The sequence below is a fragment of the Nocardiopsis sp. CA-288880 genome (genome assembly GCF_050955985.1).
GTDB classification, from domain to species: Bacteria; Actinomycetota; Actinomycetes; order Streptosporangiales; family Streptosporangiaceae; genus Nocardiopsis; species Nocardiopsis tropica.
This window is the reverse complement of the sequence record NZ_CP192105.1, coordinates 3,661,676-3,681,867: the sequence shown is the minus strand read 5'-3', so window position 1 is coordinate 3,681,867 and position 20,192 is coordinate 3,661,676. Positions and strand designations below refer to the sequence as shown.

Here is a 20,192-nt window from a genome sequence, read left to right as displayed (position 1 = left end):
GTCACCCCTCGATCCAGTCGCCCTTGCAGATCATGTGACCGAGACCGCCGACGTCGGGGAGAGTGAAGGGTTCGCCGTTGACCTGCCAGATGCGCCCGTTGATTTCCAGTCCGTCCGTAGCGAGCACGTCCGTCCCCGGCTGCAAGAACACCTGCACCGACTTCGACAGCTGCTCGCGCCCGCCTCTGCGCTCCTCCTTGGTGGCCAGCGACGCGCCGAGCGTGGCCGAGTCCGGCTGCACGCAGGCGTCGAAAGGGCCCGTGCGAACCGCAGCCGCCCAGTCCTTTGTGGACCTCGACCTGTTGCCGTGTGCGTCCTCCACGATCGGCGGCCTGAGCACGTACACCTGGTCCGTGATGATCGGCAGCACGTCACACCACCCGGGGGTGCGCGGGGATGAGCCCCTCGATGCGGAGGATGTCCAGGGCTTGCTGTGAGTAGGGCTCCTTGATGACCTCGCCCGTGGCCGGGTTTGTTGCGAAGCCAGTGGACACCTTGTCCACCTTCACTGTCGTTGGTCGCCCGCCCTCCGGCGCCGGCGTGTTGCTGCCCTTGGGCTTGAAGGCGGCCTGCGCGCACGTGGCGTCCCGCAGGGTGTCAATCACGTGCTGGTCCGTGGGCTTGCCGTCGGCGTCCGTCTCATAGACAGCGCCGATCAGCAGCCCGTCGACGATGAGAGAGGCGTCCCGCAGCGCCGTCACAGCGCCGACCGGAGGCTCATCAAGACCCAGCCAGGTGGCGAGCTCCTCGGGCGTTGCGTACACAGGAGCCACGGGACACCCCCCTCTACGCGATGACGCCGCGGTCCCGCAGAGCGGGCAGCAGCACCGTGTTGATGTACGTGACCACCGCGGCCGTGTCAGCCGCACTGATGTTCGCGACCGTGGGCGCGTCGCCCTGGAGGCCGCCTTCCTCTAGTGCGGCGATCTGGTCTCGGATGATCCCGGTGAACTCGCCAGCAACGTGGCTCATGCCTGCTCCTCGTTCTCTGTGAGCTCGATGAGCTCGTCCTTCTTCAGGTCGGCGGCCTCAGCCTCAGTGAGATCGGTGGTGGCGACCACGTACTTGACCCACACGGCCTTGGAGTCGGCCTGCTTCGGCTTGTCCGGGGTGCTGTCCTCGGAGGGCGTCTCCTCCTCGCGGACCTCGGTGAGCGTGTAACCCCGCCGGCGCATGTACTCCACCGCAGCGAAGTGCGTCGAGGAGTCCACGTGAGCGCGGCCCTTGTAGAAGCGGACGCCGCCGGTCTCGCCGTTGTAGCCCTCGACAGGGGCCTGAACGTCGTACCTGGTCACGACGTCACCCACTCACGCGGACGTTGCGGAGCACGCCGCAGCTTCGGGTGTTGCGCAGGACCACCGCGGCGGGGCCGATCTCCAGTTCGCCACTCTTGACCGCGCCGGGCTGGTTCCAGTCGGGGAGGAATGTCTCCACCAGCGGGGTGCTGGCCATCGACGCTCCGTGGAAAGCGTCCATGCCGAAGCTGACCGCGTACAGGTCGGTCATGCCAGCCAGCGAAGCGCCGCCGCCCGCACCGTCGGTGTCACGCGACTCGATCGGGATGATCGGCCCGGACCCGTCGAAGGTGTCACCCAGGTCCATCAGGACCCAGGAGCCGTACATGGCCACGTCACGACCGAGGGCGTCCTTGGTCTCGGTGTACGACCCAGCCCACCGCGCCAGCGACTTGATGCGGGTCATGGACTTGGTGTTGCCCATGATCGCCTTCACTCCCGGAGGCAAAGCACCCGGGGTTCCCTGGTCGCCGCCGCCGACCTTCGACGGGACGATGCGAGACAGGAAGTCGTCCAGGATGTCCAGCTGAGACAGGGCGAGCGCCTGCGTGTTGACCACGGACCCGCGCCAGTCCAGGTGACCGGACGTGACCCCGTTGGCGAGAGGCAGGTACTCCGTGGACTCACCGGTCAGGCTCTTGTCCAGGCCATCGAAGCCGAGCGCGTTGACCGCGGTGTCACCGTGGATGATCTCGGACTGGAACGCGATCGTGGCGCCCACGAGGAGCTGCTGGAGCTGGAACACCATCTCGTTGGTGGTCGCCGGGCCGAGGTTGCGGAGCTTGCGGTCCAGGGTGAACGCGCCGCCGAACGGCTTGAGGTTCACCGTGTGCTGCTCGCGCTCGGCCTTGTCCGCCGGGTACTCCGTGTTGAACGCTCGGAATCCAGCGCCGCGGGCAGCCTTGAGGCGGGTGTACCCGTAGATGAGAGTGTCGCCGCCGGCGCCGGGGGTGGCGGCGTCGTCGAACGCCATCTGGTCCCACAGCCAGCTGTACCTGCGGAGGTTGTCGATGACGGCGTGGTCGATGTCCGCACGCGCGTTGATCTGGGCGTCGGCCAGAGTGATGGCCATGTGTGGTCTCCTGTCGGGCTAGCTGCCGCGGACCCCGTAGTGGTCGCGTGCGGCGGCGTGCATTGAGTTGGTGCGTTTGCGCTGCTCGCCAGGCCCGCTGGAGAAGTCCGCGCTTGAGGAGGTGGCCGCCTGGGTCGCCTTGTACTTGGGGTTCGAGTCGACGGTCTGCTTGACCAGGTCGCTCACGGTCGCGGCGAAGTCGTCCGCCGCGGGGTCTAGATCGCCGAGCTTCGTTGCGAAGCTGCGGCTGTCGAGCAGCACGTCGACGTCCGCGCCGTGCTCACGGGCGGCACGCTCAGCGGCGCGCTCCACGGTGAGCTGACGGAGGGCCGTGTCCCGCTCGGTGGCCTGCTGCTGAGCGGCGGTGAGCTGCGCGGTCAGGTCGTCCACCGACGGGGGCTTGTCGTCCTGCACCAAGCCCAGCGCTTTGCCGAGCTTCCCGGTGAGTTCGTCGACCGCGTCCTTGGCTGCCTGCTGCTTGGCCGTGGTGCGGTCGCTGGCGTTCTCGGCGCGGAGCTTGCGGACCATCTTCGCGAGGTCAGCGGACGACAGCTCGGAGAGGTCATCGGAGGCGGTGGGCTTGGTCGGCTTGGGGTCCGGCTTCGCCTGCTGCTGGGGCTGCTCCTGCTGGCCGGTGTCGGCCTGCGGGGGAGCGGTGGTCGTGGTGGTGTCGGCGGCTTCGGGCGCCTGGCCCTGCTGCTCGGTCACGTGGTCTCCAAAAGGAAGAGGTCACCGCCCGGGTGACCTCTGGATGGGTTGCTATTCGTCCCGCTCAGGCGGGGAGTCCTCAGGTGGGTCGGGTGGTGTGTCCTGCCCGTTGACGAGGCCGGCCGCGGCCATGGGGTCGACCACGGGGTTCTCGTCCTGGATGCGCTGCACCTCCTGGGCGATCTGCTCGTCATCCCAGTCCTTGTGAGCCATCCGGATCTTGATCTCCGTGGACACGGCCTGCGCGTCGGAGAGGAGCTGGATGGTGCGAGCGGTCGCCTCGGGCGCGTCCTGAACGCCATCGGGCCATTCGACCGTGGGTCGCTGCGGAGTGACGTCGGTCCCCAGCTGGGAGCGGTCCATCTCCAGCACGACCTCAGTGAAGCTGGCCAGCTCCGGGGTCACGTAGCCGATCTTCCGACTGCGGGTCGAGAAGCTCCGCCGCTCCCGATGCTGCACCTCCGTCGCGGTGATCGCGAGGTCACCGGACTCGCCGAAGGTCTGAGCGGAGTAGCCGCCACCGCGCACGATCTGCTCAGTGAGCGCAGTCGCCGCGGCGAGGTGTTCGTCCACACGGATCGCGAACTGGACCTGCTCGATCATGTCCGTGAACTTGTCGCCCGCACCCTGCAAGCCAGTGAGAGGAGTGAACACCGACCGGGACATGTCGAAGCTCGCGCCATGGCCCCGCCCGTGGGTGTCGAGGAAGCTCGTGGGCACCAGGAGGCGGGCCTTGCCGGAGTCGATGTCCTGGAGGAGCGACGACCACGTCTCGTCCAGGGCGTCCATGAAGTGCTCGACACCGGAGTAGTCCGACCGTCCGAGCGGCGTGCCGCGGATGATCCTGTGCGGCCTCATGTTCGGGATGTACACGACGGCGAGGCGTCGCGCCCCGGTGGGGATGCCGCCGGTCGCGTCGACCTTGAACCCGATGGTCTCGGGGTGGTCAGCGAGCGGGAGTTTCCTGCCGAGGCTGTCCCGGTTGCCCTCGTAGAGGCCGTGGTAGACGACGCCGGGCTCATGTCGTTCGAGGTGGCGCAGGACCGTGTTGTCGTCCCGGTCTTCGAGGACACGCCACAGGGTCACCGCGACCAGGCGGCCGGCGCGCCATTCGGGTGCGGCGCAGTCGGGGGCGATGGCGTCGACGAGCGGATGGTCCGCGACGGCCTTGTCCCAGCTGGCGCGCAAGAACACGCCACCGTAGGCCGACGCCAGCTCCGACGCTTCGAGGAGCGCGGCGTGCATGCCGCCTTCGGTCATCAGCCAGTCGATGCGGTCTTGGGTGACCTTGTCGGCCGTCTGGTCAGCGACAGCGAGCGTGGGGGCTTCCCCGAAGAGCAGGTCAGCGGACACGGAGCTGATGTCGCCGGCGAGGGGCACGTGAAGCTTGATCGTTGCCTGTTCGGGGCTGGGCGGTCTTCCCCACCACCACCGCGCGACGGTTCCGACGACCCCGCCGCGGTACTGGGAGGGCCGCGGCTGCGGCGACATCCGGTTGTGTCCGCCTCCGCCGCCGTAGTACGCGGACAGCTGGTCGGGGTCACCGGAGTACCAGGCACCCCACGCGTCGTACAACGCGCGCGGGCGGTCGGTTTCGGCGGGCGGCCATGGCACGGAGGAGTCAGGGAGCGGCACCACACACCCCCATCTCACTGGTAGTAGTCATCAGGCCCGGGGATCTCGCAAGGAAGTCACGCAGCGAGGTCAAGAGGGTCGATCAGGTACGGGCGCCACAGCGCCTCGGAGGTCGTCAGGGCGTACCGGCCGGCGTCGAGCGAGTGGTCGGCGGTCTTGATGGGGGCGTCGAGGCCCTTCTCGGTGGCCTTCTCGTCCCACGAGTAGCCGCCGACTTCGTTGATCCAGCCCGTGCAGCGGTCGGACACGAGGAGCTGACGGCGGGCGAGCAGCGTCGCGACCATGCTGATGCCGTGCGCGACGTCGTTGTGAGCAGGCGACGTGGCCAGACCGTCCTGGTGCAGTTGCACCCGGAACGAGGCTGCGGCGGGGTCGACGGCCACGTACTCGACTGGGAGGCGCGAGCCGTCGGGGAGGTGGGGGCGGTCCATCCACTCCAGCAACCGGGCCGACTGCTGAGCGTCGGTGAGGCGCTGTGTGTCGCGGCGGGGTTCGTGCCTGTACTCGTCGACGAGGAACAGGCGGCCGTCCCGAGCGATCCCGAGGAGCAGCCCAGCGGACGCGTTCGTCGTGCCGTAGTCCACGCCGAGGCACACCAGCCGCTCCATGGACGGCAGATCCTGCCACGCCACCACGTGTTCGTCGGGGTCCCACATGTCGTAGACAGCGCCCTGACCAGCGATCCAATCCCCGAGGATGAACCTCCTGAACCAGAGACCCGTGTACTGCTGCTTGAGCAGGTCCACGTACCCGGGGTCCAGGCTGGGATTGTCGTCCAGCGTGAAGTGCCAGTGCCGCATGCCAACCTCGTCGGCGCGGAGTACGAAGTCCTGTCGCAGCCAATGCCCGGGATGATCAGGGTTGGTGGTGGCCAGCAGCTTCGCGCCCTTCACGCGCAGGCGGCTGATCAGCATCATCCAGAAGCTCTGAGGCACGAGAGTGGCCTCGTCCACGTAGCTGAGCGCGATGGTCGCCCCGCGGATCCTGCCTTCGGAGCGGGCGTCTGACGCGCCCACGAGGTGCACCGTCCGGCCGAGGATGACCGCGGTCGTGGACCCGGGCGTGTGGTGGATCTGGCCGGCGAGCACACCGAACAGCTCGGGTGCGGACAAGGGGTCGAGGAGGTTGCGTTCGATGGTCTGTAGCGTCCGCCCGACCATCACGATGAGCCCGGTCGACGGGGCGCGGGTCAGAAGGATCAGGAACGCCAGCAAGGAGCTGATCGTCTTGCCCGACGACACCGCCCCGGACCACAGAGCGATCTGCGGGGTCGACATCGACCCGACGATCGACCGGATCTGAGCGGGGGACAGGTGCCCGGTGAGACGCGACAGATCCACGCCCACCCCCGAATCCTGACCACCGATAAGTGATGGTTCTCGGAGGTTAGGGGTCGTTCGAGACCTCGTCGGACGGCTCCGAGTCGAGGACTTCCGCGGCCTTCTCCAGAGCGTCAGCGATACCCGACAGCATCGACGCCGCAGTCGCAGCACCCGAGTCGGTCTCGGTCGCGAGGATCTTCAGGTGCTTGTCGAGGGCGACGGCGCTGGCAGTCATGAGGTTGCGGAGGTCACCCGTCGGCGCACGCTCCAACACGGCCTCGTTGTACGTGTTCTCCTTGCCGCCGAACGAGTAGACGAGGTGCGGCTGATCCATCTGGTCGAGGAGCTCCGACGCCTTGCGGAGGTACTTCTCGGAGACCTCGGCTCGCATCGCAGCGAGGTCGGCCTGACGCGCGCGCGTGGCCTTTTCAGTGCCTTCGCGCGAGAAGGCGTCGGTCTCGCCGGCGTCCTTGGCGATCTTGCGAACGCTGGCGTCACTGACTCCGTGTCGTGCGCCTATGGCTCGCGTGGACCCGTTCTTGGCGCGGATGTCTTCGAGGATGGCGGCGCGCTGTTCGTCGCTGATGCGCTGTCCCTGGGCCACAACACCCTCACCCCCAACCCGTTCCTGGTGCACACTGGTGTCCCGCGTCGCCCGCTCCGACGTCCCCCTACCGGAGGTGTGTCGTGAAGCTGTTCGTGGTGTGCGCTGTCGTGGTCATGGTGTCGGGATGCTCAAGCGCCGGTGCCCCTGTGGAGGAACCGTCCCCGTCGGAGGCTGCCGTGTCGCCTACCGCACCCGCGTCCCCGGAGGTGGTGGTGGATCCGATGTCCGCTCAGATCATCTGCCAGGACCTGCGTCTGTGGGACGCGTACCGCCGGGCGAATCTTCCGGGGGAGCGTGAGGCCATGGTGGCGTTGGGGGAGGACATCTCCGCGAAGGCGTTGGAGGAGGATGCGGAGCCGGAGCTGCGTGAGATCGCTGTGGAGCACGAGGGCGAGGCGGGGGTGTCTGCTGACGCGATGATCCCGTGGTGTACGGAGAACACGGAGGCGGCGAACGACTCGTCGCCGTGGTGAGTCGCCCGGCCGCTCGCCTACCCCCTGTGGTGAGCGGCCGGGACGTGTGTGTCCGGTCGCGGGCCATGCGCGGGAGCGCGAAGCGTGTGTGCCCGGCCGGACGGTTCGTGGGTGCAGCCGGAGGAGAAGGTCCGGGCACGCGAAAGGCCCCGGAGCTTTCGCTTCCGAGGCCCGATGTTCCGAGGGGTTTTCTCAACCCTATTGAATCTTACGGAACTTTTCGATTGTGCGCAACTCTTCTGAGAAAGCGCAGGTCAGCTGGTCACCGCTCGTCTCCCTCCCCCTGCCTGATGAGCTCTCCCCATGCGCCGTCGTTGATCTCGCACTCCAGCACCCACGCCGTGTGCGACTCCGGGATGCGCGCTTCCCCGATGACGACCCGCCTCCTGTCGATGACCTTCAGCGTCTCCACCCACGAGTACGAGACCGCCGGGACGCCCCTCGCCTGAAGCGCACCGACCACCCACAGGCCCACCGGGTGCCAGCGGACCGAGTCCTTCCACCCGACGATGCCGTCCGCTTCGAGCCGCCGCCCGAGCTGCTCCGTGGTCAGCCAACCCACCTGACCCAACACGTCGTCCAGGTGCGCGTTCACATCCGTGCGCCCCAGACGCGGGCGCGGCGGCGCGATAGTCTCCAACATGATCCTTCTTCCGTAGCTGGTTGCAAGGTCGCGAGGCCCGGCGGGAGGTGGTGCTCCTGCCGGGCCGTCTTCGTGTCAGGCGCTAGAGGCTCGGGAGCCATATCCGGTGGCGGGTCAGGTCGCAAGGCTCACCGATCACCGCGCGGACGTCAGCACCGGACAGCCGCCCCTCACCCACCAGAGCCCGGCCCACCGAACAGATGACCCCCCACACTTCTGGGGAGTCGAGCAGGGCCTGAGCGTCCCTCTGTGCCTGCGACCGCCAGATCACGTGCCCTTCAGCGAGCCGGGTGGTGATCGTGGCGCGGTCACCCTGGCCGGCGAGGCCCTCGACTGCCGCCTGCACCAGGGGCTCGTAGCCGAGTTCGGCCACAGCTCTGGCTTGGGCCATGGGGCCGGCCGTCAGGTGCACGGCGAGCGCCTGCGGGGGACCTGGATCGAAGCGGGCCTCACCCCCGACGCCTCCGTGGCGCCCGGTCTTGACCCACACTTCCTTCAGGGTCAGGCCGACGATCATGCCGATCACGGCGTGCGCGGCCTCGTGGATGGCCCGGGTGGTGGCCCAGTCGGTGTCGCTGACCTTGTCCTGGTGGTCAGCGAAGATGTGTCGGCGTCCGCTGGTGGACTGCGGGGCGGCGACTTCTTCGATGGTGGCCTGGTCGGGGCGGACCATGACCTCCGATCCGTCTCCGATGTCGATGACGTGAACGTGTTCGGTGCGGTCGGGGCGCAGGGTCCCGATGATGGCGGTCCTGTTGGTCAGGGTCACTGTCACCGTCTGGCCCATGAGTGGGTGCTCCTTCTCGATCATGATTCGGTGGCGTGCGCCAGGTACCGCCGGTACGCCTCGTAGCTGATCCGACCCGCGTCGACGTCGAGCATGTGCGCCCCGCAGATCGGGCCGTCGTCGCACAGCTGCCCGCACTCCACGTCGTAGCCGAGCCTGTTCACCTCCACCATGCACGTCGTCTCCACGTCGGGCACCTCCTCCGGCAGGTAGTAGCGGTCCTCGACCGTGAGGGTCACGGGTCCACCTCCTCAGGCAGTTCGGGAAAGGCCACGTACTGCTGGTGGTACTCGCTGTCGCTGAGCACGAGAGTGTCCGCCATGAGGGTCCCGAGCCGCACGAGCCAGTCGCCAACACGTCCCGTCGCGAACTCCTGGCGCCCAGTGGAGAAGACGAGCGCCCCGTCCTTGACGGCCCCGTGGAAGACCTGGTCGGTGAGGGCGTGAATGTTGTCGTGGGTGATCCGCACGGAGTGGAACTTGCGACGCTCGCGGGGTGTGCAGGTCTGGAACAGGTCCATGTGGGCCTCCTTGTGTTAGTCAGGCGTGGTCGGCGACGATGCGGCGGGCGATCGCGGACAGGTTGCGGTTGATCTTGTACTTGCGAATCAGGTGCCCGGCGCCCGACGTGCGCATGGCGGCGGCGCGGCCCTCGTCGGTGTTGACGTCGAGGAACTGGCGGGCGGCGGCCACGTCGAGCGGGGTGGCCTCCGCGGAGATCTCGCGGGCAACGGTGTCGATGGCGTTCATGCGTGCCTCCTAGGCAGCGAGTGCGAGCAGCTGGACGCGGGCGGCCTTGTACGTGTCCTTGCGCGGCTTGTAGTCGACGAGCCCGCCCATGACCCGCCCGAGGGTGTAGCGGGTGCAGTCCCTTCGAATCCCGTCCTTCCGGACGAACCCGTCGATGCCCCCAGCGAGCTTCTTCCGCAGCGTTGCCGCCATCCCGGTCGCGGTCGCGTCGTCGACCCCGAGGGCCCGCAGGTGGCCGGCGACGGTCTTCAGTCCGGCCCGGTGGGCGGTCTTCGCGGCGTTGCGGGTGGCGACGGTGGCGCGGCGCTGGAGGCGGCGCATCTCCTTCTTGACGCGGGCTTCGGTGTTGGTGGGGCGGATGCGCATGTGGTCCTCCGGGGGGCTCGTGCTGATGTGCCCACCATATGACAAGCGTGCTTGCCATTGCAAGTGGCTAGTGAGATAGTCATTCCATGAGATGCGAAACTAGCCTCATGGCAGCAAGTGACCTAGTGAAGGCAGTGCGCGACAACGTCCACGCGCAGGAGCATGCCGAGAAGACCAAGGAAGCCCTGGACGAAGCGATCGAAGACGCGATCTCTCTCCATGGCTGGCGTGTCATTGACGTGATGGACGTGACTGGACTCAGTCGCCAGCGCATTACACAGATCCGGCAGCAAGTGCGCGAGCGGCGCGCAGCACAGAAGAAGGAGGCCTGACATGGGACGCGAACGGCACGAGCTGCGTGCGAGCGCTGCACTGTCGAACCACAACAGCGCGGAGGACGACCGCGACGCCCGTCTGTGGAACGAGTTCGTCGCGGAGGTCAAGAAGCTCGCGGCCGAACCCCGCTTCGAGGATCTGGGGTGGGGGATCGACGTGAGTGCGGATGAGGCATCCGTCTACGGGTGGCCTGAGGACGAGGACGACGAAGAGGCCACCTCATGACCATCGTCGAGTTCCTGGCCGCACGGCTGGAAGAGGAAGAACAGGCGGCGAAGGCCGCTGCCGATGCCTCCGGTTACGACACCTGGCTCAGTATCGGCATCGAAGCCGGACCCGACGACGACGCGAAGTGGACTGCGATAGCCGACCGGTCGTGGGGCATCGTCGCCCCGCACCCCGATCCCCCAGACGACGACACCTTCTACGAGCTCGGCGGGGAGCTGTTCCGGCAGAGGGGGAGCCGCGGCCTGACGGACCACATCGCCCGCCACGACCCCGCCCGGGTGCTGCGGGAAATCGCGGCGAAGCAGGCCATCGTTGCGGCTTACCTGCCCAGCGGCGAAGACCCCCACCCCGGGCTGCCCTGCATCAACTACGAGGGGCAGGACCCCGAGACCTACTCCGAGTGGGACACATGCTCGCGGCACATCAAGGCCAGCGAGAGGCGGATTCACCACGACTACGTGATCCGCCTGCTCGCCGTCGTGCACTCCGACCACCCCGACTACGACCCCGCATGGGCTGCCTGACCCACACCTGAGCCCGCCCCACTTCCCCGGGGCGGGCCCCAATCCCCGAAGGAGCCTTCGTGATTAATCAGCCCACTGACCCGCAGCAAATCCGTGAGCTCATGCAGGAGCTCACGGATATCCTCGTCGAAGCGGGGTTCAAGGCCGCTACCCCCGTAGGCGCGCCCAAACCCCCGATCGGAGGCCGCGCTCGCACCAATGGCCTTTGGATCGAGTTCTGCCCCGACGGGGGCAGCACCGAGGAATCCCCCCGCCCCGAGGGCTACCGCGGGGAATTCCGCGTCCACGACATACGTCAAGGGAAGGTGGATAGCTTCTCTTCCCGCAAGAACATCAAGCGCTGCAAGCAAGCCCTCAAAAAGAGCGGCTGGCACTGCGACCACTCGCTCGACAACCCCCTCCGCACGCTCCCCATGTCCATGCACGAGGAGCAGCACCTGGTCACCAGGTGGATCCGAGAGAAGCAGCTCCAGGAAATCAGGGGTGCGAAGAAGCGTGTTCGCCGCGCAGAACTTCCCTTCGAGCTGGCCGACGGGCTGCGCGCGGAATGGGATCCCGAATTCGAGTCGAAGGCTCAAAGGGTTGGAATCGCGAGCGAGGAGTCGCGCGGGACTGTGAAATCCAAAAAGGCCGGTCAGCTCATCGCAGTCAAGGTGACGCTGCACGACGGAAGCTGGAACAACCGGTGGGACGTCGTGCCGTCCGGCGGAGGAGAACCGGAGCGATGCTACGACTTCGATGAGGCCGTGGCTGCCTTCCGCGCGCTGGGGTAGCCGAAGCCGCGCACGCGGGGATGAAAGCCCCCACCACAAGAGGTGGGGGCTTCGCCGTGTCTACTCCTGCGCCGTCCCTGCTTGCGGCACCCCGAGGTACGACTGCCCCTCCAGCGTCTCCACGTCACCCCTGGGCACGTCGTCGACGCACCACCGCCACTGGTGCGGCTCTACGTGCCCGGGGAGGGGCTGGTACTGCTCGCACCACCCCACACGCGCCCGGTCGCCCACCCACGCGAGGAGGTAGGCGTGCAGGCGCACCCCCTGAACGGTCACACGGACCAAGGGCGGGGTGCGATGCGTCGTCGGGGATCTCACCGGTAGTCCGGCCGGTAAGTGCTGTCGTTCTCGGCGTCGACGAGACGGTCGAGCATCATCCCGACGAGGACACGCTGTGAGGGCGGCAGGGAAGCGAGCCACTTCTCGTCTTCGGCGGCTTCGGCGTCCGAGACCTCTTCATCGTCCACGCAGGTCATGTACCCGCTTGGCCATCTTCGGCCACCTCGCCCGCGCGTCGTATCCGACTGGGAGGATCACAGCATGAGCGACATGGTGCAGGTGCGACTGATCGGCGGCCCGATGGACGGCGGGACTCTCCCCGTGGACAGGGAGGCGATCGAGGACGCGGAGCCCGGCTTCGACTTCGTCCCCGAAGACAGCCGCGGTGCTCCCGATGACTGCTCGCGGGTCCTGTACACCGCCGAGCCGGGCGGGGACCCCACAGTGTGGCACTGGCGGTCCTGGGTGCCGTAGACGACGAAACCCCCACCGGCATGGTGGGGGTTTTCGTATCCCCGCGCGGGCGGGGAGCAAATGCACTCAACGTAGACCCCACCGAGGGGATCAACCCCGCGTGCGCGGGGAGCAGCTCAGCGGCAGTCGCACTGGTCGGTGAGCCCGCACGTGCCGCACGAGGAACCTACCTTGGCTGGTCCTTCGGGGCCGTCACTGGGTGCCCATCCTCCGGCGACGCGGGGCTTCTGCCTTGCTTTCGCTGCTGCCCGCCGCCGTCCGGCCTTCGACCATCCGCTCGGCGGCTTCGGCTTCTCGGGGGTGTCTGCCATGGTGCTCCTCTCGGTGGGCCCATTTTCCCACCCGGTGCTGACGATCGGGCGGAATTGCGAAAACCCCCGCCCACTGGATCGTGGACGAGGGCCGGGCCCGGCTCATGTGTCTTCCCCGCCGGACCCTCCCCGGGGAGCCACCCCGGGGCCACCGCGCTATGCCCCGTGGGGCGCGCGGAGGATCAAAGGGGGCGCCGCTGTCACGAACAGCGGGCGCCCCCGCCCGACATCTGGTCGGGCTCGTCGCGTCCCCTCGCAAGGTGGCGACGCTGGCCCCGCGCGCAACAAGGGGACGGTGCGCGCGGGAAGCTCAGCGGGTCTTCGGCCCCCACCGGACGCCGTCCATCGCGTCAGGCACCTTGTGGCCGGCCGCGCGGAGACGGTCCTCCCACCGCAGCTCCATGGCGATCAGCTCGCCCTGCCGGTCGTAGTCGGCTTGTTCCTTCGGGGTGAGTGGGGCGTCGGCCTTGGCGACGGTCACTGGTCTCTCCTGGTATCGGTACGTCTCGATACGTATCCCGTGGTGGCGGCTCGTATACGCAGTTTTACGGTCGCGCCATGAATCGTGATCTTGAAAACCCTGGCCCCGACGACGAGATCGACCACGAAGGGCCCATCACCCCGTATAAGCAGCTCGCGGCCATCCTGACAGCACGCATCGAACGCGGCGACTGGGCGCCGGACCGCGCCATCCCATCCGAGGTGCGCCTCGTCCAGGAGTACGGTCTCGCGCGTTCCACCGTCCGACGCACGATCGCGCTCCTCGTGGACGAGGGGGTGCTGTATGTCGTCCCGCAGCGCGGCATGTTCGTGAAGGGGAAGTAAGTCACGACACCGTCGCCTGCGGATACAGGCCCGGTTGTAGCTGGCGCCACGCGGCCCGCACGGTCGCCCACGACCCGGCCTCTTCGATGGTGCGGTCCATCAGCGTGCCCGGACGGGCGACGAATGTGGAGGCCATCTCCTGTGAGAGCAGGGCGACGAGGTCCGCGAGCGCGGCCCGCTGAGATTCGGTGAGCGTCCCGGCTGCGATGGCGGACACGAGCGGGTCCGGGGTGTGTTCCCTGCGCGGTGGCGGCGGGCTGTGAGCGTCCATACCTCTACGTTCACAGCCCGCAAGGGGCCTGATGTTCCAAGACGGAACATTCCAAGCTTGACCCAGATCAGGCGATCTGCATTCGCGTCATCAGACCCCGCAGGGGCTCCGGGATCGACCGGTGCCGGTCCACCAGGTGCGCCGCCACCTGCCGCGCCGACGGGTGGTACCTGGTCATCTGCGGGGCCGCCTTCTCAGCCACCACGAGCGAACTGAGTGCCTTGTCGTGCCTGCCCAGCTCCACGTAGGCGCGCGCCATGTCAATGCCGTGGTGGGCCCGCCGTTCCGCAGGCAGGGTGAGCAGGACGGGGGAGGAGATCGCAGCGTCCCGTCGCAGCGCTTCGTCGTAGTCGCCCATCTCCACCGCGACCGCCGCGCCGTGAATGGCGACGTTCGCGGGGTTGAACTGCAAGGCGTACCAGTCCTGGGTGCGGGCGGGCAGCTGCCGGGCGGTCTCCACCGCGGACTCGTGGTGGGTCCACGCCTCCGACGCCGAGGTCTCCCCGGTCTGTGTACCCCTGGCGGACAGCACCGCCGACCGCAGCTGAAGAGCCCCGTGCACGGCCAAAGCCTGCGGGGAGTTCTGCTCGATGCGCGTCGCCGCCGACCGGACGAGCCGAAGTCCACCCGTCCACGACCCGTACATCATCATCATGAGCGCCCTGCTGAGCTGGGCAAGCGCGGGCAGGTTCGGGTCATCGGAGCGCCCGGCCGACCATGCGGCATCCTTGATCGCGGACGTCGCCAGATCCGTGTACCCCAGCCGGCGGCTGAGTGACACCGCGAGGGCCTGCGCGGCGTTCAGCAGACGCCACGCGCGCGGGGAGTCCGTGGTGTGGACGTGAACGGCGAGTTCCTCGATGACCGCGGGAAGCTTCGTCCCCACCTGTAGGTGCTTGGCGTCCTTCGATGCGAGACGGAGCGCTTCGATCTCCCGGGCGAGGGTGTCCAGGCTCCGCGGGTCCATACCGAGGTCCGGGGGGACGTCGACGGCGTCCAGGGCTCGGCGCAGGTCGGGGATGGTCGCGTGCACCCGGTCTTGCGCGGGGGTTTCGCCGCGATAGGGCTGGCCGGCGAGCTCGGTGGCGTCGACTCGGAGTGCGGAAGAGATCGCCGCGATGAACGCGGGTGTGGCCACTTTGCGGTCCGTTTCGACTTGGGCGATGAGGCCGCGGGAGACGTGGCTGCGGTCCGCGAGCCCGTGCTGGGTGAGGCCTCGGAGTTTTCGGAGTCGGGCTACTCGTTGGCCTACGGTCTCGGAGGTATCCTGTGTGGGCATGGCCCCGCCTTCCTTGGTGCGTCGCTGCTCTCAGGGTAGGCCGGGGCCTTCGTCTTGTCAGGGGTGCGGACTACCTGTGACAACGGGCCCCGCCGTGAGGCAGGGCCCGGGGGTGCGGACTCAGTCGGCTTTCCTCCAGCCGCCCGTATCGGACTTGTACCGGCCAGGCTCAAAACTGCGGGTGTCCAGGAAGATCTGGAGCACGATCGTCATCTCAGCGTGCAGCCGGTCCCAGCGCTCGGCATGGGCCTCGATGTAATCCTGCCGCGCGCCGTCACCCAAAGCGCCGAGGAAAGCCCCGTCCACGATTTCGGCGATGTCTTCGTGCCAGTCGGAATTGCCGTAGGGGCGCTTCCAGTTCAGACCAGGACCGGCCGCGCGTTCGGTCCAGTTCCAGCCGATATTTGCGCGTCGGGCAAGAGCGAGGTGCTCCTCGGTGACGGTGAACTCGGGCTCTTCGGGTAGCTGCTCCCGCCATCTGGCCTGTATCTGGTCGTAGAAGTGGGTGGCGTCGCGGTAGGTCATGTAGTCATCTTTCCAGCGAGAGAGACCCGCCGTGAGGCAGGGCCCGGGTCACTTCTTCGCGTCCAGCTCTCGTATCCGCTCCCGGTGCCGTGCCCACCACTGGCAGGCCTGGCAGTCCACGGGGGTGTCGTCGGGGAGGAAGGTCGCGGACAGGTCGCCCCCGTCGATGATGAGGGTCCTGTGGCACTCGGTCCAGTCGTCGCGGCCGGGTTGGGTTTCGTGGACGGTCGGGTCGAAATGCTGGCGGACTTTCACCGCTTCTCCCTCTGGCCCTTCTTCACGCCGCGGCGCACGTGGGTGCGCAGCAGCTTGCCGAGCTGCTTCCACTCGGCGTCGAACTCCTCCAATGTCTTGGCCTTGACGACCGAGGTCGGGCCGCAGCACCCGCAGTCAGCAACCGCGACCTCGACCGTGCCGTCGTTGCGCAGGTGGACTTCCCAGTCGCCGGAGCCGTGGTACGGGTCGCCCGAGGAGTCGGTTCCCATCTGCTCCCAGATCATCTCGCTCATGCTTTCTCCTCCCAGTACTTCACTTTGACGCCGACGCTTTCCGCGTAGGCGATCTCGCTGCTGACCGCGTCCCCGATGGTCCCGTCGGGCTTCCTCACGATGACGACCAGGTCGGACATGCGAATCTTCGCGTGGTGGGTGTCGGTGAGCTCTGCCATCTCCTCCTCGGTGACCGGGCGTCCCATGGGGAGCGGTGCGAGGACGGCGTGTCCGGCGAGGGTGAGGGCACGGTCGGCGGCGACGAGGAGTTCGGGGTGGGCGACGCTGCCGCACAGGGTGATGGTCATGGGTTCTCCCTCGTGTTCTCCCACATGTCGCCGTTGTGGTCGGAGTGGTCGCCGGTGTGCCCGTCGGGCCGCGAGCACGTGCTGCCTTCGAGCATTAGGCCGGATGCGACGTGCGAGCAGGCCCCGGGGTGGGGCTCCTCCCCGGCGATCTCCCGGGCACGACCCAGGGCGGCGTCGCGGTCCCATGTTTCCTCGTCGGGTCGGTCGAAGCGGTCTCGCCAGCGGTCGGAGGCGTGGGAAACACCGACCAGCCACCGTCCCCCAGCGCGGGAGACACGGAGGTCTCCGATCCGGAAGAGGATCGCGGCCTCCAGATCCCCCCGCAGCTTCCGGTTCTCCGCCTCCAGCTCCCGCACGCGGGTCTCGACCACTCCCATCACGTCGTCGGCGCGGCGGTGGGCTGCGTCGCAGGCCAGCTGCTCCGCCATCCCGGACGGGTACTCGGGGCGCTGATACAGCATCTGCGCCACCTTCTCTCGCAGGCCCATCACGACTCCTCGGAGGTCAGGGCAGCCTTGAGGCTGTAGCCGGACTTGCGCGGCTTGCCGTCGGTGTGGAGCGCGGCGAGGGTCTTCCACCGTCCGCGCTTGCCGTCGAGGCCCTCGATCCACGCAGACGGCCCGAGGTAGTAGGACCGGCCTATGCGGACGACACGGACGGTGCCGCCGCTCTTGTTGTTGATGTAGGTCTGTCCAGGCTGAACACCGGCCATCGTGTCTCCTTGTGGTCTTCTGCCGCCCCGTGGCGGCCTCTTGCGTGCGGGGGTCAGGCGCACCAGCGGGCGAAGTCGATGTCTACGGTGCGCAGCGCTTCACGGGCGAGCTCGGTGGCGTTTGGGGCTCCACCTGCGATCGCTTTCAGCACGTCGGTGTACAGGTCGTCCTCCATGCTGTGCGCGGTTTCGTCGTCGTCGCGGTTCGCTTCGATGCGTGCAACTCGGTCGCGGATGTCCTGCGGGGTCATCAGTTCTCCTTTGTTCGGTCGGGTCAGGCGGGCTTCGGCATGTCCAGGCGGAGGGGGCCGTCGGGGGTGCTGATCTCACGCCACCCCGTGGTGTCCAGGCGCGTTCCCGGGCACGGGGTGCGCTTGGGGCCGTGGAAGTGGATGCGGCCGTCCTTGAGGGTCTTGACGATCTTCGGGCAGTGCGGGCACTGGGCAAGGGCGGTCATGGGAGTCTCCTGGGGGTCGTTGCTCTTATTTTACCCGATCAGAGGTGGTTAACCACCCGTTATCTGACCCCAGTATGCACCCCGGTGGACAGGTGGTCAACCACCCCTCACAATGGGGTCATGGCCAACCAGCACAAGCACAAGCTCCGAGGCGTCAGGAACACCCCTGACGAGCTCTGGGACGCCCTCGACGCCGGCGCGAAGTCCATCGGCTCCGACCGGTCGGCGGTCACGCGTCAGTTGTGGGAGGCGTGGCTGGGGTACCCGGGCGCGGAGTGGCCTCCGGCGCCGAAGCAGGACGCGGGGGAGTGATCTCTACCCCGTGACGCACGAAAGCCCGGCGCATGGCCGGGCTTCCGTTTCCTCTGAGGACGTATGAAGTGGGCCCATCGTGTGGGCGGGGCCCGCGAGCGCTCAGGTTGACACTCCTCGGAGGACGTATGAGATGCCCACGCTAGCAGGGCTTTGTCCGCTTTGATGCACGTGCACACAAGGTAGACTGAGGGCACAACCGAAAACAGCGAAGCCGCCCGGAGTTGGCGCTCCAGACGGCTTCTAACCACCAACCTGAACGTGACTCAGGAGGCGGCCTTGTCTAAGGCTAATGGTACCTCGCGCGCACCCCGCATAGGGGGCCTGTCGTGCTGAAGGTTCACCAGATGCGCCACGAAGCGCACTTCACCATCCTCGCCAACCAGGCGATCCGCGACGGCCGACTCTCCGGCCTCGCCCGCTCCGTCCTCATGGAGCTCATCTCCCGCCCCAAGGGCTGGCAGACCAACGCAGACCAGATGTGGCGTCAGGCCCGCAAGGACCGAGGCGAACGCGCCGAAGGACGCCGCGCGTTCCGGGCCGCGTTCTCCGAGCTCGAAGAGTTCGGCTACCTGATCCGCGAGCTCAAGCACAACGGCAAGCGCGTCGAGACGGTCATGCACCTCTTCCACCTCCCCCAAGAGGGTTCAGGGAAGGGTTCGGGCAACGGTTCCGGTGACGACGCTGCTGATCAGGGCAACGACAAGGGCGACCCTGAGGCAGACCAAGAGGACTCGTGGGGTACCGGTTCCGGTACGTCTGATTCCGGTACGTCAGGAAGCGGTACGTCTGAAACCGGTACCTCTTTAAGAAGGACCGACAACGGAAGTACCGATGTAGGAAGTACCGAAGAAGAAGAGTCCTTCCGAGCTCGCTCCGCTCGCTCGGGCTCGATCGCAAGCGATCAAGCGCGCGATGAGCAAGCAGCCAAGCAGCAGCGAGAAGAGCGGCAGCGCCAACGCGCCGCAGAGCTGAACAGGCGATGGGACCTTGTGGACGCCCTCTCTCCCGACGACCTGCGAGCGGCCATGCTGAAGCTGGAACAGCAGCGGCCCACCATCTATCGCAAGGCCCGACAGGACGCCCTAGGGCAACTGAAGGGCGATGGCATCAGCAGCACCCCGAAGGGCGTCGACAACCTCGCGTGCAAGTTCGCCCTGTTGCACTACGCCAACAAGGGGATTATGACCCCGGCGTTCCTCGCGAAGCCGCTGGGACTGAAGGACACGGCCTGACCCTATGAAGCGGGCTCGTCCGGTGAACCACCACCAGACGAGCCCTAACCCCCAACCTGAACCACCAGGAAGAAGGCTGACATGAACGCTACCCCCCAAACCCCCGACGGCTGGCGCGACCTCGTCTGCAACGCCGGACTCGACAGGATCACCACCAAAGCCGCCCTCAACCTCGCCGACCGTTTCGACGGCCTCCCGCCCAAGGAAGGCCCCCGCGAGGAGCCGCCAGCCGAGATCGACACTGCCATTGAGCGGGTCCTCCAGACGCTGGAAGACCGTGGCTTCCTCCGAGTCCACGAACCGGCGAGGCCAGAAGAAGGAGGCTTCAGGTACTGGTTGACCACCCCACCGAAGGACGACGGACGTGTCGAGGTGGTGATCCCGACCTTCGCCAGCGGTTCGCAGGGCGTCGGGGGGAGCATCTTCGAGGTCAGGCCCGACCCGGTTCGTAAACGGCCCGCCCTCAAGTCCTCCCAGAAGCGCAAGGGCGTCCGACGCCGTGAGACGGTCCTGTACCGCTACTACGACACCGAGGACGTCCTCCTGTACGTCGGCATCAGCGCGAACATGCCTGGCCGCCTGGACTCGCACGAGACCGACTCCACGTGGATGGACTTCGCCGCCCGGTCCACGCTGGAACACTTCGGAGACCGCGCCGACGCGGAGGCCGCGGAACAGGCCGCGATCGAGGCGGACCGACCGCTCTTCAACATCCTCCACAACGAGACCCCCGACCGCGTCCGCCGCCTGGTGGACTACCTGATCGACCGGGACCGGCGCGATCTGCTCGTGCCGCTGATCTCGCGCGGCTAACCCCCCGGGCCCGTCGGGTGACCTCCGGCGGGCCCATCAGCCAAGGTTGCTCACTAGGTTGCCCACTGCCCGTGTGAGACACCTAGTGGGCAACCCCAAATCGGTAGCCGAGAGCCAGCCGGGGCTCCATGTCCAACTCGATCGCTTCCCCACGCTCAGTTCGGCGTGCCGTGCCTATCTGCTTCCCTTTCGCAGCCCGCTGTAGTTCTTCGACGCAGAGAGTCATCTCTGCGGCTAGGGCCTCCTCATTCAGAAGGCTCGTCGTGTTCCGCAGGATGTTCCGGTAGAAGGGGTAGCCGAAGTCAGGTTCGCCGTCTACATGCCACATGGCAACTTCATGCTTCTTCAATTCCATGTTGCCATGGTCCCTCCGCCCTGGTCTGTA

General features: G+C 67.4%; 39 protein-coding genes. 10 read left to right on the top strand and 29 right to left on the bottom strand.

What is annotated here, in order from left to right; translation table 11 throughout:
- Position 1: 1 nt before the first annotated feature.
- From ACQPYD_RS16040 to ACQPYD_RS16000, 9 genes are read right to left on the bottom strand one after another with little or no spacing between them, the layout of a single operon-like run.
- Positions 2 to 370: a hypothetical protein gene (locus tag ACQPYD_RS16040; RefSeq protein WP_433701780.1), complete on the bottom strand. Its 369-nt coding sequence runs from the start codon at positions 368 to 370 to the stop codon at positions 2 to 4.
- A 1-nt stretch (position 371) separates the two neighbouring features.
- Complete coding sequence (locus ACQPYD_RS16035) at positions 372 to 773, bottom strand: hypothetical protein (RefSeq protein WP_433701779.1); 402 nt, start codon at positions 771 to 773, stop codon at positions 372 to 374.
- A gap of 13 nt (positions 774 to 786) precedes the next feature.
- Positions 787 to 972, bottom strand: a complete 186-nt coding sequence (locus ACQPYD_RS16030) for a hypothetical protein (protein WP_433701778.1) — start codon at positions 970 to 972, stop codon at positions 787 to 789.
- Complete coding sequence (locus tag ACQPYD_RS16025; protein ID WP_433701777.1) at positions 969 to 1,295, bottom strand: hypothetical protein; 327 nt, start codon at positions 1,293 to 1,295, stop codon at positions 969 to 971. The genes ACQPYD_RS16030 and ACQPYD_RS16025 overlap by 4 nt, the downstream gene beginning before the upstream one ends.
- A gap of 4 nt (positions 1,296 to 1,299) precedes the next feature.
- On the bottom strand, positions 1,300 to 2,367 hold the full coding sequence (locus ACQPYD_RS16020) for a major capsid protein (RefSeq protein ID WP_433701776.1): 1,068 nt from the start codon (positions 2,365 to 2,367) through the stop codon (positions 1,300 to 1,302).
- 18 nt (positions 2,368 to 2,385) lie between these two features.
- Positions 2,386 to 3,075: a hypothetical protein gene (locus ACQPYD_RS16015; RefSeq protein ID WP_433701775.1), complete on the bottom strand. Its 690-nt coding sequence runs from the start codon at positions 3,073 to 3,075 to the stop codon at positions 2,386 to 2,388.
- Between the two features lie 51 nt (positions 3,076 to 3,126).
- On the bottom strand, positions 3,127 to 4,713 hold the full coding sequence (locus tag ACQPYD_RS16010; protein ID WP_433701774.1) for a phage portal protein: 1,587 nt from the start codon (positions 4,711 to 4,713) through the stop codon (positions 3,127 to 3,129).
- 53 nt (positions 4,714 to 4,766) lie between these two features.
- Complete coding sequence (locus tag ACQPYD_RS16005; RefSeq protein WP_433701773.1) at positions 4,767 to 6,050, bottom strand: PBSX family phage terminase large subunit; 1,284 nt, start codon at positions 6,048 to 6,050, stop codon at positions 4,767 to 4,769.
- Positions 6,051 to 6,096: 46 nt separating this feature from the next.
- Entirely contained in the window at positions 6,097 to 6,669 is a 573-nt protein-coding gene (locus tag ACQPYD_RS16000; RefSeq protein WP_433701772.1) for a hypothetical protein, read from the bottom strand.
- A 191-nt stretch (positions 6,670 to 6,860) separates the two neighbouring features.
- On the opposite strand from ACQPYD_RS16000, the gene ACQPYD_RS15995 reads away from it, so the two are divergent.
- Positions 6,861 to 7,112: a hypothetical protein gene (locus ACQPYD_RS15995; RefSeq protein ID WP_433701771.1), complete on the top strand. Its 252-nt coding sequence runs from the start codon at positions 6,861 to 6,863 to the stop codon at positions 7,110 to 7,112.
- A 262-nt stretch (positions 7,113 to 7,374) separates the two neighbouring features.
- Here the strand turns inward: ACQPYD_RS15995 and ACQPYD_RS15990 are convergent, their stop codons facing one another.
- The 6 genes from ACQPYD_RS15990 to ACQPYD_RS15965 all read right to left on the bottom strand — a co-directional run bounded on the left by ACQPYD_RS15990 (position 7,375) and on the right by ACQPYD_RS15965 (position 9,657).
- The gene (locus ACQPYD_RS15990) at positions 7,375 to 7,755 is read right to left on the bottom strand and encodes a hypothetical protein (RefSeq protein ID WP_433701770.1); all 381 of its coding nucleotides are present in this window, start codon (positions 7,753 to 7,755) and stop codon (positions 7,375 to 7,377) included.
- An 82-nt stretch (positions 7,756 to 7,837) separates the two neighbouring features.
- Positions 7,838 to 8,542, bottom strand: coding sequence for a hypothetical protein (locus ACQPYD_RS15985; protein WP_433701769.1), 705 nt, complete (start codon positions 8,540 to 8,542; stop codon positions 7,838 to 7,840).
- A gap of 20 nt (positions 8,543 to 8,562) precedes the next feature.
- Positions 8,563 to 8,781 carry a hypothetical protein gene (locus ACQPYD_RS15980; RefSeq protein WP_433701768.1) on the bottom strand — a complete coding sequence of 73 codons (219 nt, stop codon included), beginning with the start codon at positions 8,779 to 8,781 and terminating at the stop codon, positions 8,563 to 8,565.
- The gene (locus ACQPYD_RS15975) at positions 8,778 to 9,062 is read right to left on the bottom strand and encodes a hypothetical protein (protein ID WP_433701767.1); all 285 of its coding nucleotides are present in this window, start codon (positions 9,060 to 9,062) and stop codon (positions 8,778 to 8,780) included. Before ACQPYD_RS15975 ends, ACQPYD_RS15980 begins: the two co-directional genes overlap by 4 nt.
- A gap of 19 nt (positions 9,063 to 9,081) precedes the next feature.
- Positions 9,082 to 9,291, bottom strand: coding sequence for a hypothetical protein (locus ACQPYD_RS15970; protein WP_433701766.1), 210 nt, complete (start codon positions 9,289 to 9,291; stop codon positions 9,082 to 9,084).
- Between the two features lie 9 nt (positions 9,292 to 9,300).
- The gene (locus ACQPYD_RS15965; RefSeq protein ID WP_433701765.1) at positions 9,301 to 9,657 is read right to left on the bottom strand and encodes a hypothetical protein; all 357 of its coding nucleotides are present in this window, start codon (positions 9,655 to 9,657) and stop codon (positions 9,301 to 9,303) included.
- A gap of 107 nt (positions 9,658 to 9,764) precedes the next feature.
- Between ACQPYD_RS15965 and ACQPYD_RS15960 the strand changes: the two genes are divergently transcribed.
- Genes ACQPYD_RS15960 through ACQPYD_RS15945 form a run of 4 tightly spaced genes read left to right on the top strand, consistent with a single transcriptional unit; the run spans position 9,765 to position 11,518 of the window.
- Positions 9,765 to 9,989 carry a hypothetical protein gene (locus tag ACQPYD_RS15960; protein ID WP_433701764.1) on the top strand — a complete coding sequence of 75 codons (225 nt, stop codon included), beginning with the start codon at positions 9,765 to 9,767 and terminating at the stop codon, positions 9,987 to 9,989.
- Between the two features lies 1 nt (position 9,990).
- Positions 9,991 to 10,218: a hypothetical protein gene (locus tag ACQPYD_RS15955; RefSeq protein ID WP_433701763.1), complete on the top strand. Its 228-nt coding sequence runs from the start codon at positions 9,991 to 9,993 to the stop codon at positions 10,216 to 10,218.
- Positions 10,215 to 10,745: a DUF6221 family protein gene (locus ACQPYD_RS15950; RefSeq protein ID WP_433701762.1), complete on the top strand. Its 531-nt coding sequence runs from the start codon at positions 10,215 to 10,217 to the stop codon at positions 10,743 to 10,745. The genes ACQPYD_RS15955 and ACQPYD_RS15950 overlap by 4 nt, the downstream gene beginning before the upstream one ends.
- Positions 10,746 to 10,804: 59 nt before the next feature.
- On the top strand, positions 10,805 to 11,518 hold the full coding sequence (locus tag ACQPYD_RS15945; RefSeq protein WP_433701761.1) for a hypothetical protein: 714 nt from the start codon (positions 10,805 to 10,807) through the stop codon (positions 11,516 to 11,518).
- A gap of 60 nt (positions 11,519 to 11,578) precedes the next feature.
- Here the strand turns inward: ACQPYD_RS15945 and ACQPYD_RS15940 are convergent, their stop codons facing one another.
- Complete coding sequence (locus ACQPYD_RS15940) at positions 11,579 to 11,794, bottom strand: hypothetical protein (RefSeq protein ID WP_433701760.1); 216 nt, start codon at positions 11,792 to 11,794, stop codon at positions 11,579 to 11,581.
- A gap of 38 nt (positions 11,795 to 11,832) precedes the next feature.
- On the bottom strand, positions 11,833 to 11,985 hold the full coding sequence (locus ACQPYD_RS15935) for a hypothetical protein (protein WP_433701759.1): 153 nt from the start codon (positions 11,983 to 11,985) through the stop codon (positions 11,833 to 11,835).
- A gap of 73 nt (positions 11,986 to 12,058) precedes the next feature.
- Here ACQPYD_RS15935 and ACQPYD_RS15930 point away from each other — a divergent pair, with 73 nt between their 5' ends.
- A complete protein-coding gene (locus tag ACQPYD_RS15930; protein WP_433701757.1) occupies positions 12,059 to 12,271 on the top strand; it encodes a hypothetical protein in 213 nt (70 codons plus the stop codon).
- A 621-nt stretch (positions 12,272 to 12,892) separates the two neighbouring features.
- Here ACQPYD_RS15930 and ACQPYD_RS15925 read toward each other — a convergent pair.
- Complete coding sequence (locus ACQPYD_RS15925; protein ID WP_433701756.1) at positions 12,893 to 13,063, bottom strand: hypothetical protein; 171 nt, start codon at positions 13,061 to 13,063, stop codon at positions 12,893 to 12,895.
- Positions 13,064 to 13,140: 77 nt separating this feature from the next.
- Between ACQPYD_RS15925 and ACQPYD_RS15920 the strand changes: the two genes are divergently transcribed.
- On the top strand, positions 13,141 to 13,407 hold the full coding sequence (locus tag ACQPYD_RS15920) for a GntR family transcriptional regulator (RefSeq protein WP_433701755.1): 267 nt from the start codon (positions 13,141 to 13,143) through the stop codon (positions 13,405 to 13,407).
- A gap of 1 nt (position 13,408) precedes the next feature.
- Here ACQPYD_RS15920 and ACQPYD_RS15915 read toward each other — a convergent pair whose 3' ends face one another.
- From ACQPYD_RS15915 to ACQPYD_RS15870, 10 genes are all read right to left on the bottom strand, one after another.
- Positions 13,409 to 13,678 carry a hypothetical protein gene (locus ACQPYD_RS15915; protein ID WP_433701754.1) on the bottom strand — a complete coding sequence of 90 codons (270 nt, stop codon included), beginning with the start codon at positions 13,676 to 13,678 and terminating at the stop codon, positions 13,409 to 13,411.
- A 67-nt stretch (positions 13,679 to 13,745) separates the two neighbouring features.
- Entirely contained in the window at positions 13,746 to 14,957 is a 1,212-nt protein-coding gene (locus ACQPYD_RS15910; protein WP_433701753.1) for a helix-turn-helix domain-containing protein, read from the bottom strand.
- A 120-nt stretch (positions 14,958 to 15,077) separates the two neighbouring features.
- Complete coding sequence (locus ACQPYD_RS15905) at positions 15,078 to 15,482, bottom strand: hypothetical protein (RefSeq protein WP_433701752.1); 405 nt, start codon at positions 15,480 to 15,482, stop codon at positions 15,078 to 15,080.
- A gap of 48 nt (positions 15,483 to 15,530) precedes the next feature.
- Positions 15,531 to 15,737, bottom strand: coding sequence for a hypothetical protein (locus tag ACQPYD_RS15900; RefSeq protein ID WP_433701751.1), 207 nt, complete (start codon positions 15,735 to 15,737; stop codon positions 15,531 to 15,533).
- The gene (locus tag ACQPYD_RS15895; protein ID WP_433701750.1) at positions 15,734 to 15,991 is read right to left on the bottom strand and encodes a hypothetical protein; all 258 of its coding nucleotides are present in this window, start codon (positions 15,989 to 15,991) and stop codon (positions 15,734 to 15,736) included. The genes ACQPYD_RS15900 and ACQPYD_RS15895 overlap by 4 nt, the downstream gene beginning before the upstream one ends.
- Positions 15,988 to 16,278, bottom strand: a complete 291-nt coding sequence (locus tag ACQPYD_RS15890) for a hypothetical protein (protein ID WP_433701749.1) — start codon at positions 16,276 to 16,278, stop codon at positions 15,988 to 15,990. Before ACQPYD_RS15890 ends, ACQPYD_RS15895 begins: the two co-directional genes overlap by 4 nt.
- Positions 16,275 to 16,766, bottom strand: coding sequence for a hypothetical protein (locus tag ACQPYD_RS15885; protein ID WP_433701748.1), 492 nt, complete (start codon positions 16,764 to 16,766; stop codon positions 16,275 to 16,277). Before ACQPYD_RS15885 ends, ACQPYD_RS15890 begins: the two co-directional genes overlap by 4 nt.
- The gene (locus ACQPYD_RS15880) at positions 16,766 to 16,990 is read right to left on the bottom strand and encodes a hypothetical protein (protein ID WP_433701747.1); all 225 of its coding nucleotides are present in this window, start codon (positions 16,988 to 16,990) and stop codon (positions 16,766 to 16,768) included. The genes ACQPYD_RS15885 and ACQPYD_RS15880 overlap by 1 nt, the downstream gene beginning before the upstream one ends.
- A 53-nt stretch (positions 16,991 to 17,043) precedes the next feature.
- Positions 17,044 to 17,241, bottom strand: coding sequence for a hypothetical protein (locus ACQPYD_RS15875; protein WP_433701746.1), 198 nt, complete (start codon positions 17,239 to 17,241; stop codon positions 17,044 to 17,046).
- Positions 17,242 to 17,264: 23 nt separating this feature from the next.
- The gene (locus ACQPYD_RS15870) at positions 17,265 to 17,447 is read right to left on the bottom strand and encodes a hypothetical protein (protein WP_433701745.1); all 183 of its coding nucleotides are present in this window, start codon (positions 17,445 to 17,447) and stop codon (positions 17,265 to 17,267) included.
- Positions 17,448 to 17,567: 120 nt separating this feature from the next.
- Here ACQPYD_RS15870 and ACQPYD_RS15865 point away from each other — a divergent pair, with 120 nt between their 5' ends.
- From ACQPYD_RS15865 to ACQPYD_RS15855, 3 genes are all read left to right on the top strand, one after another.
- Positions 17,568 to 17,759: a hypothetical protein gene (locus tag ACQPYD_RS15865; RefSeq protein ID WP_433701744.1), complete on the top strand. Its 192-nt coding sequence runs from the start codon at positions 17,568 to 17,570 to the stop codon at positions 17,757 to 17,759.
- 329 nt (positions 17,760 to 18,088) lie between these two features.
- The gene (locus ACQPYD_RS15860; protein WP_433701743.1) at positions 18,089 to 18,994 is read left to right on the top strand and encodes a hypothetical protein; all 906 of its coding nucleotides are present in this window, start codon (positions 18,089 to 18,091) and stop codon (positions 18,992 to 18,994) included.
- A gap of 81 nt (positions 18,995 to 19,075) precedes the next feature.
- Positions 19,076 to 19,807, top strand: coding sequence for a hypothetical protein (locus tag ACQPYD_RS15855; protein WP_433701742.1), 732 nt, complete (start codon positions 19,076 to 19,078; stop codon positions 19,805 to 19,807).
- A gap of 82 nt (positions 19,808 to 19,889) precedes the next feature.
- Here ACQPYD_RS15855 and ACQPYD_RS15850 read toward each other — a convergent pair whose 3' ends face one another.
- Entirely contained in the window at positions 19,890 to 20,162 is a 273-nt protein-coding gene (locus ACQPYD_RS15850; protein ID WP_433701741.1) for a hypothetical protein, read from the bottom strand.
- Positions 20,163 to 20,192 lie beyond the last annotated feature (30 nt).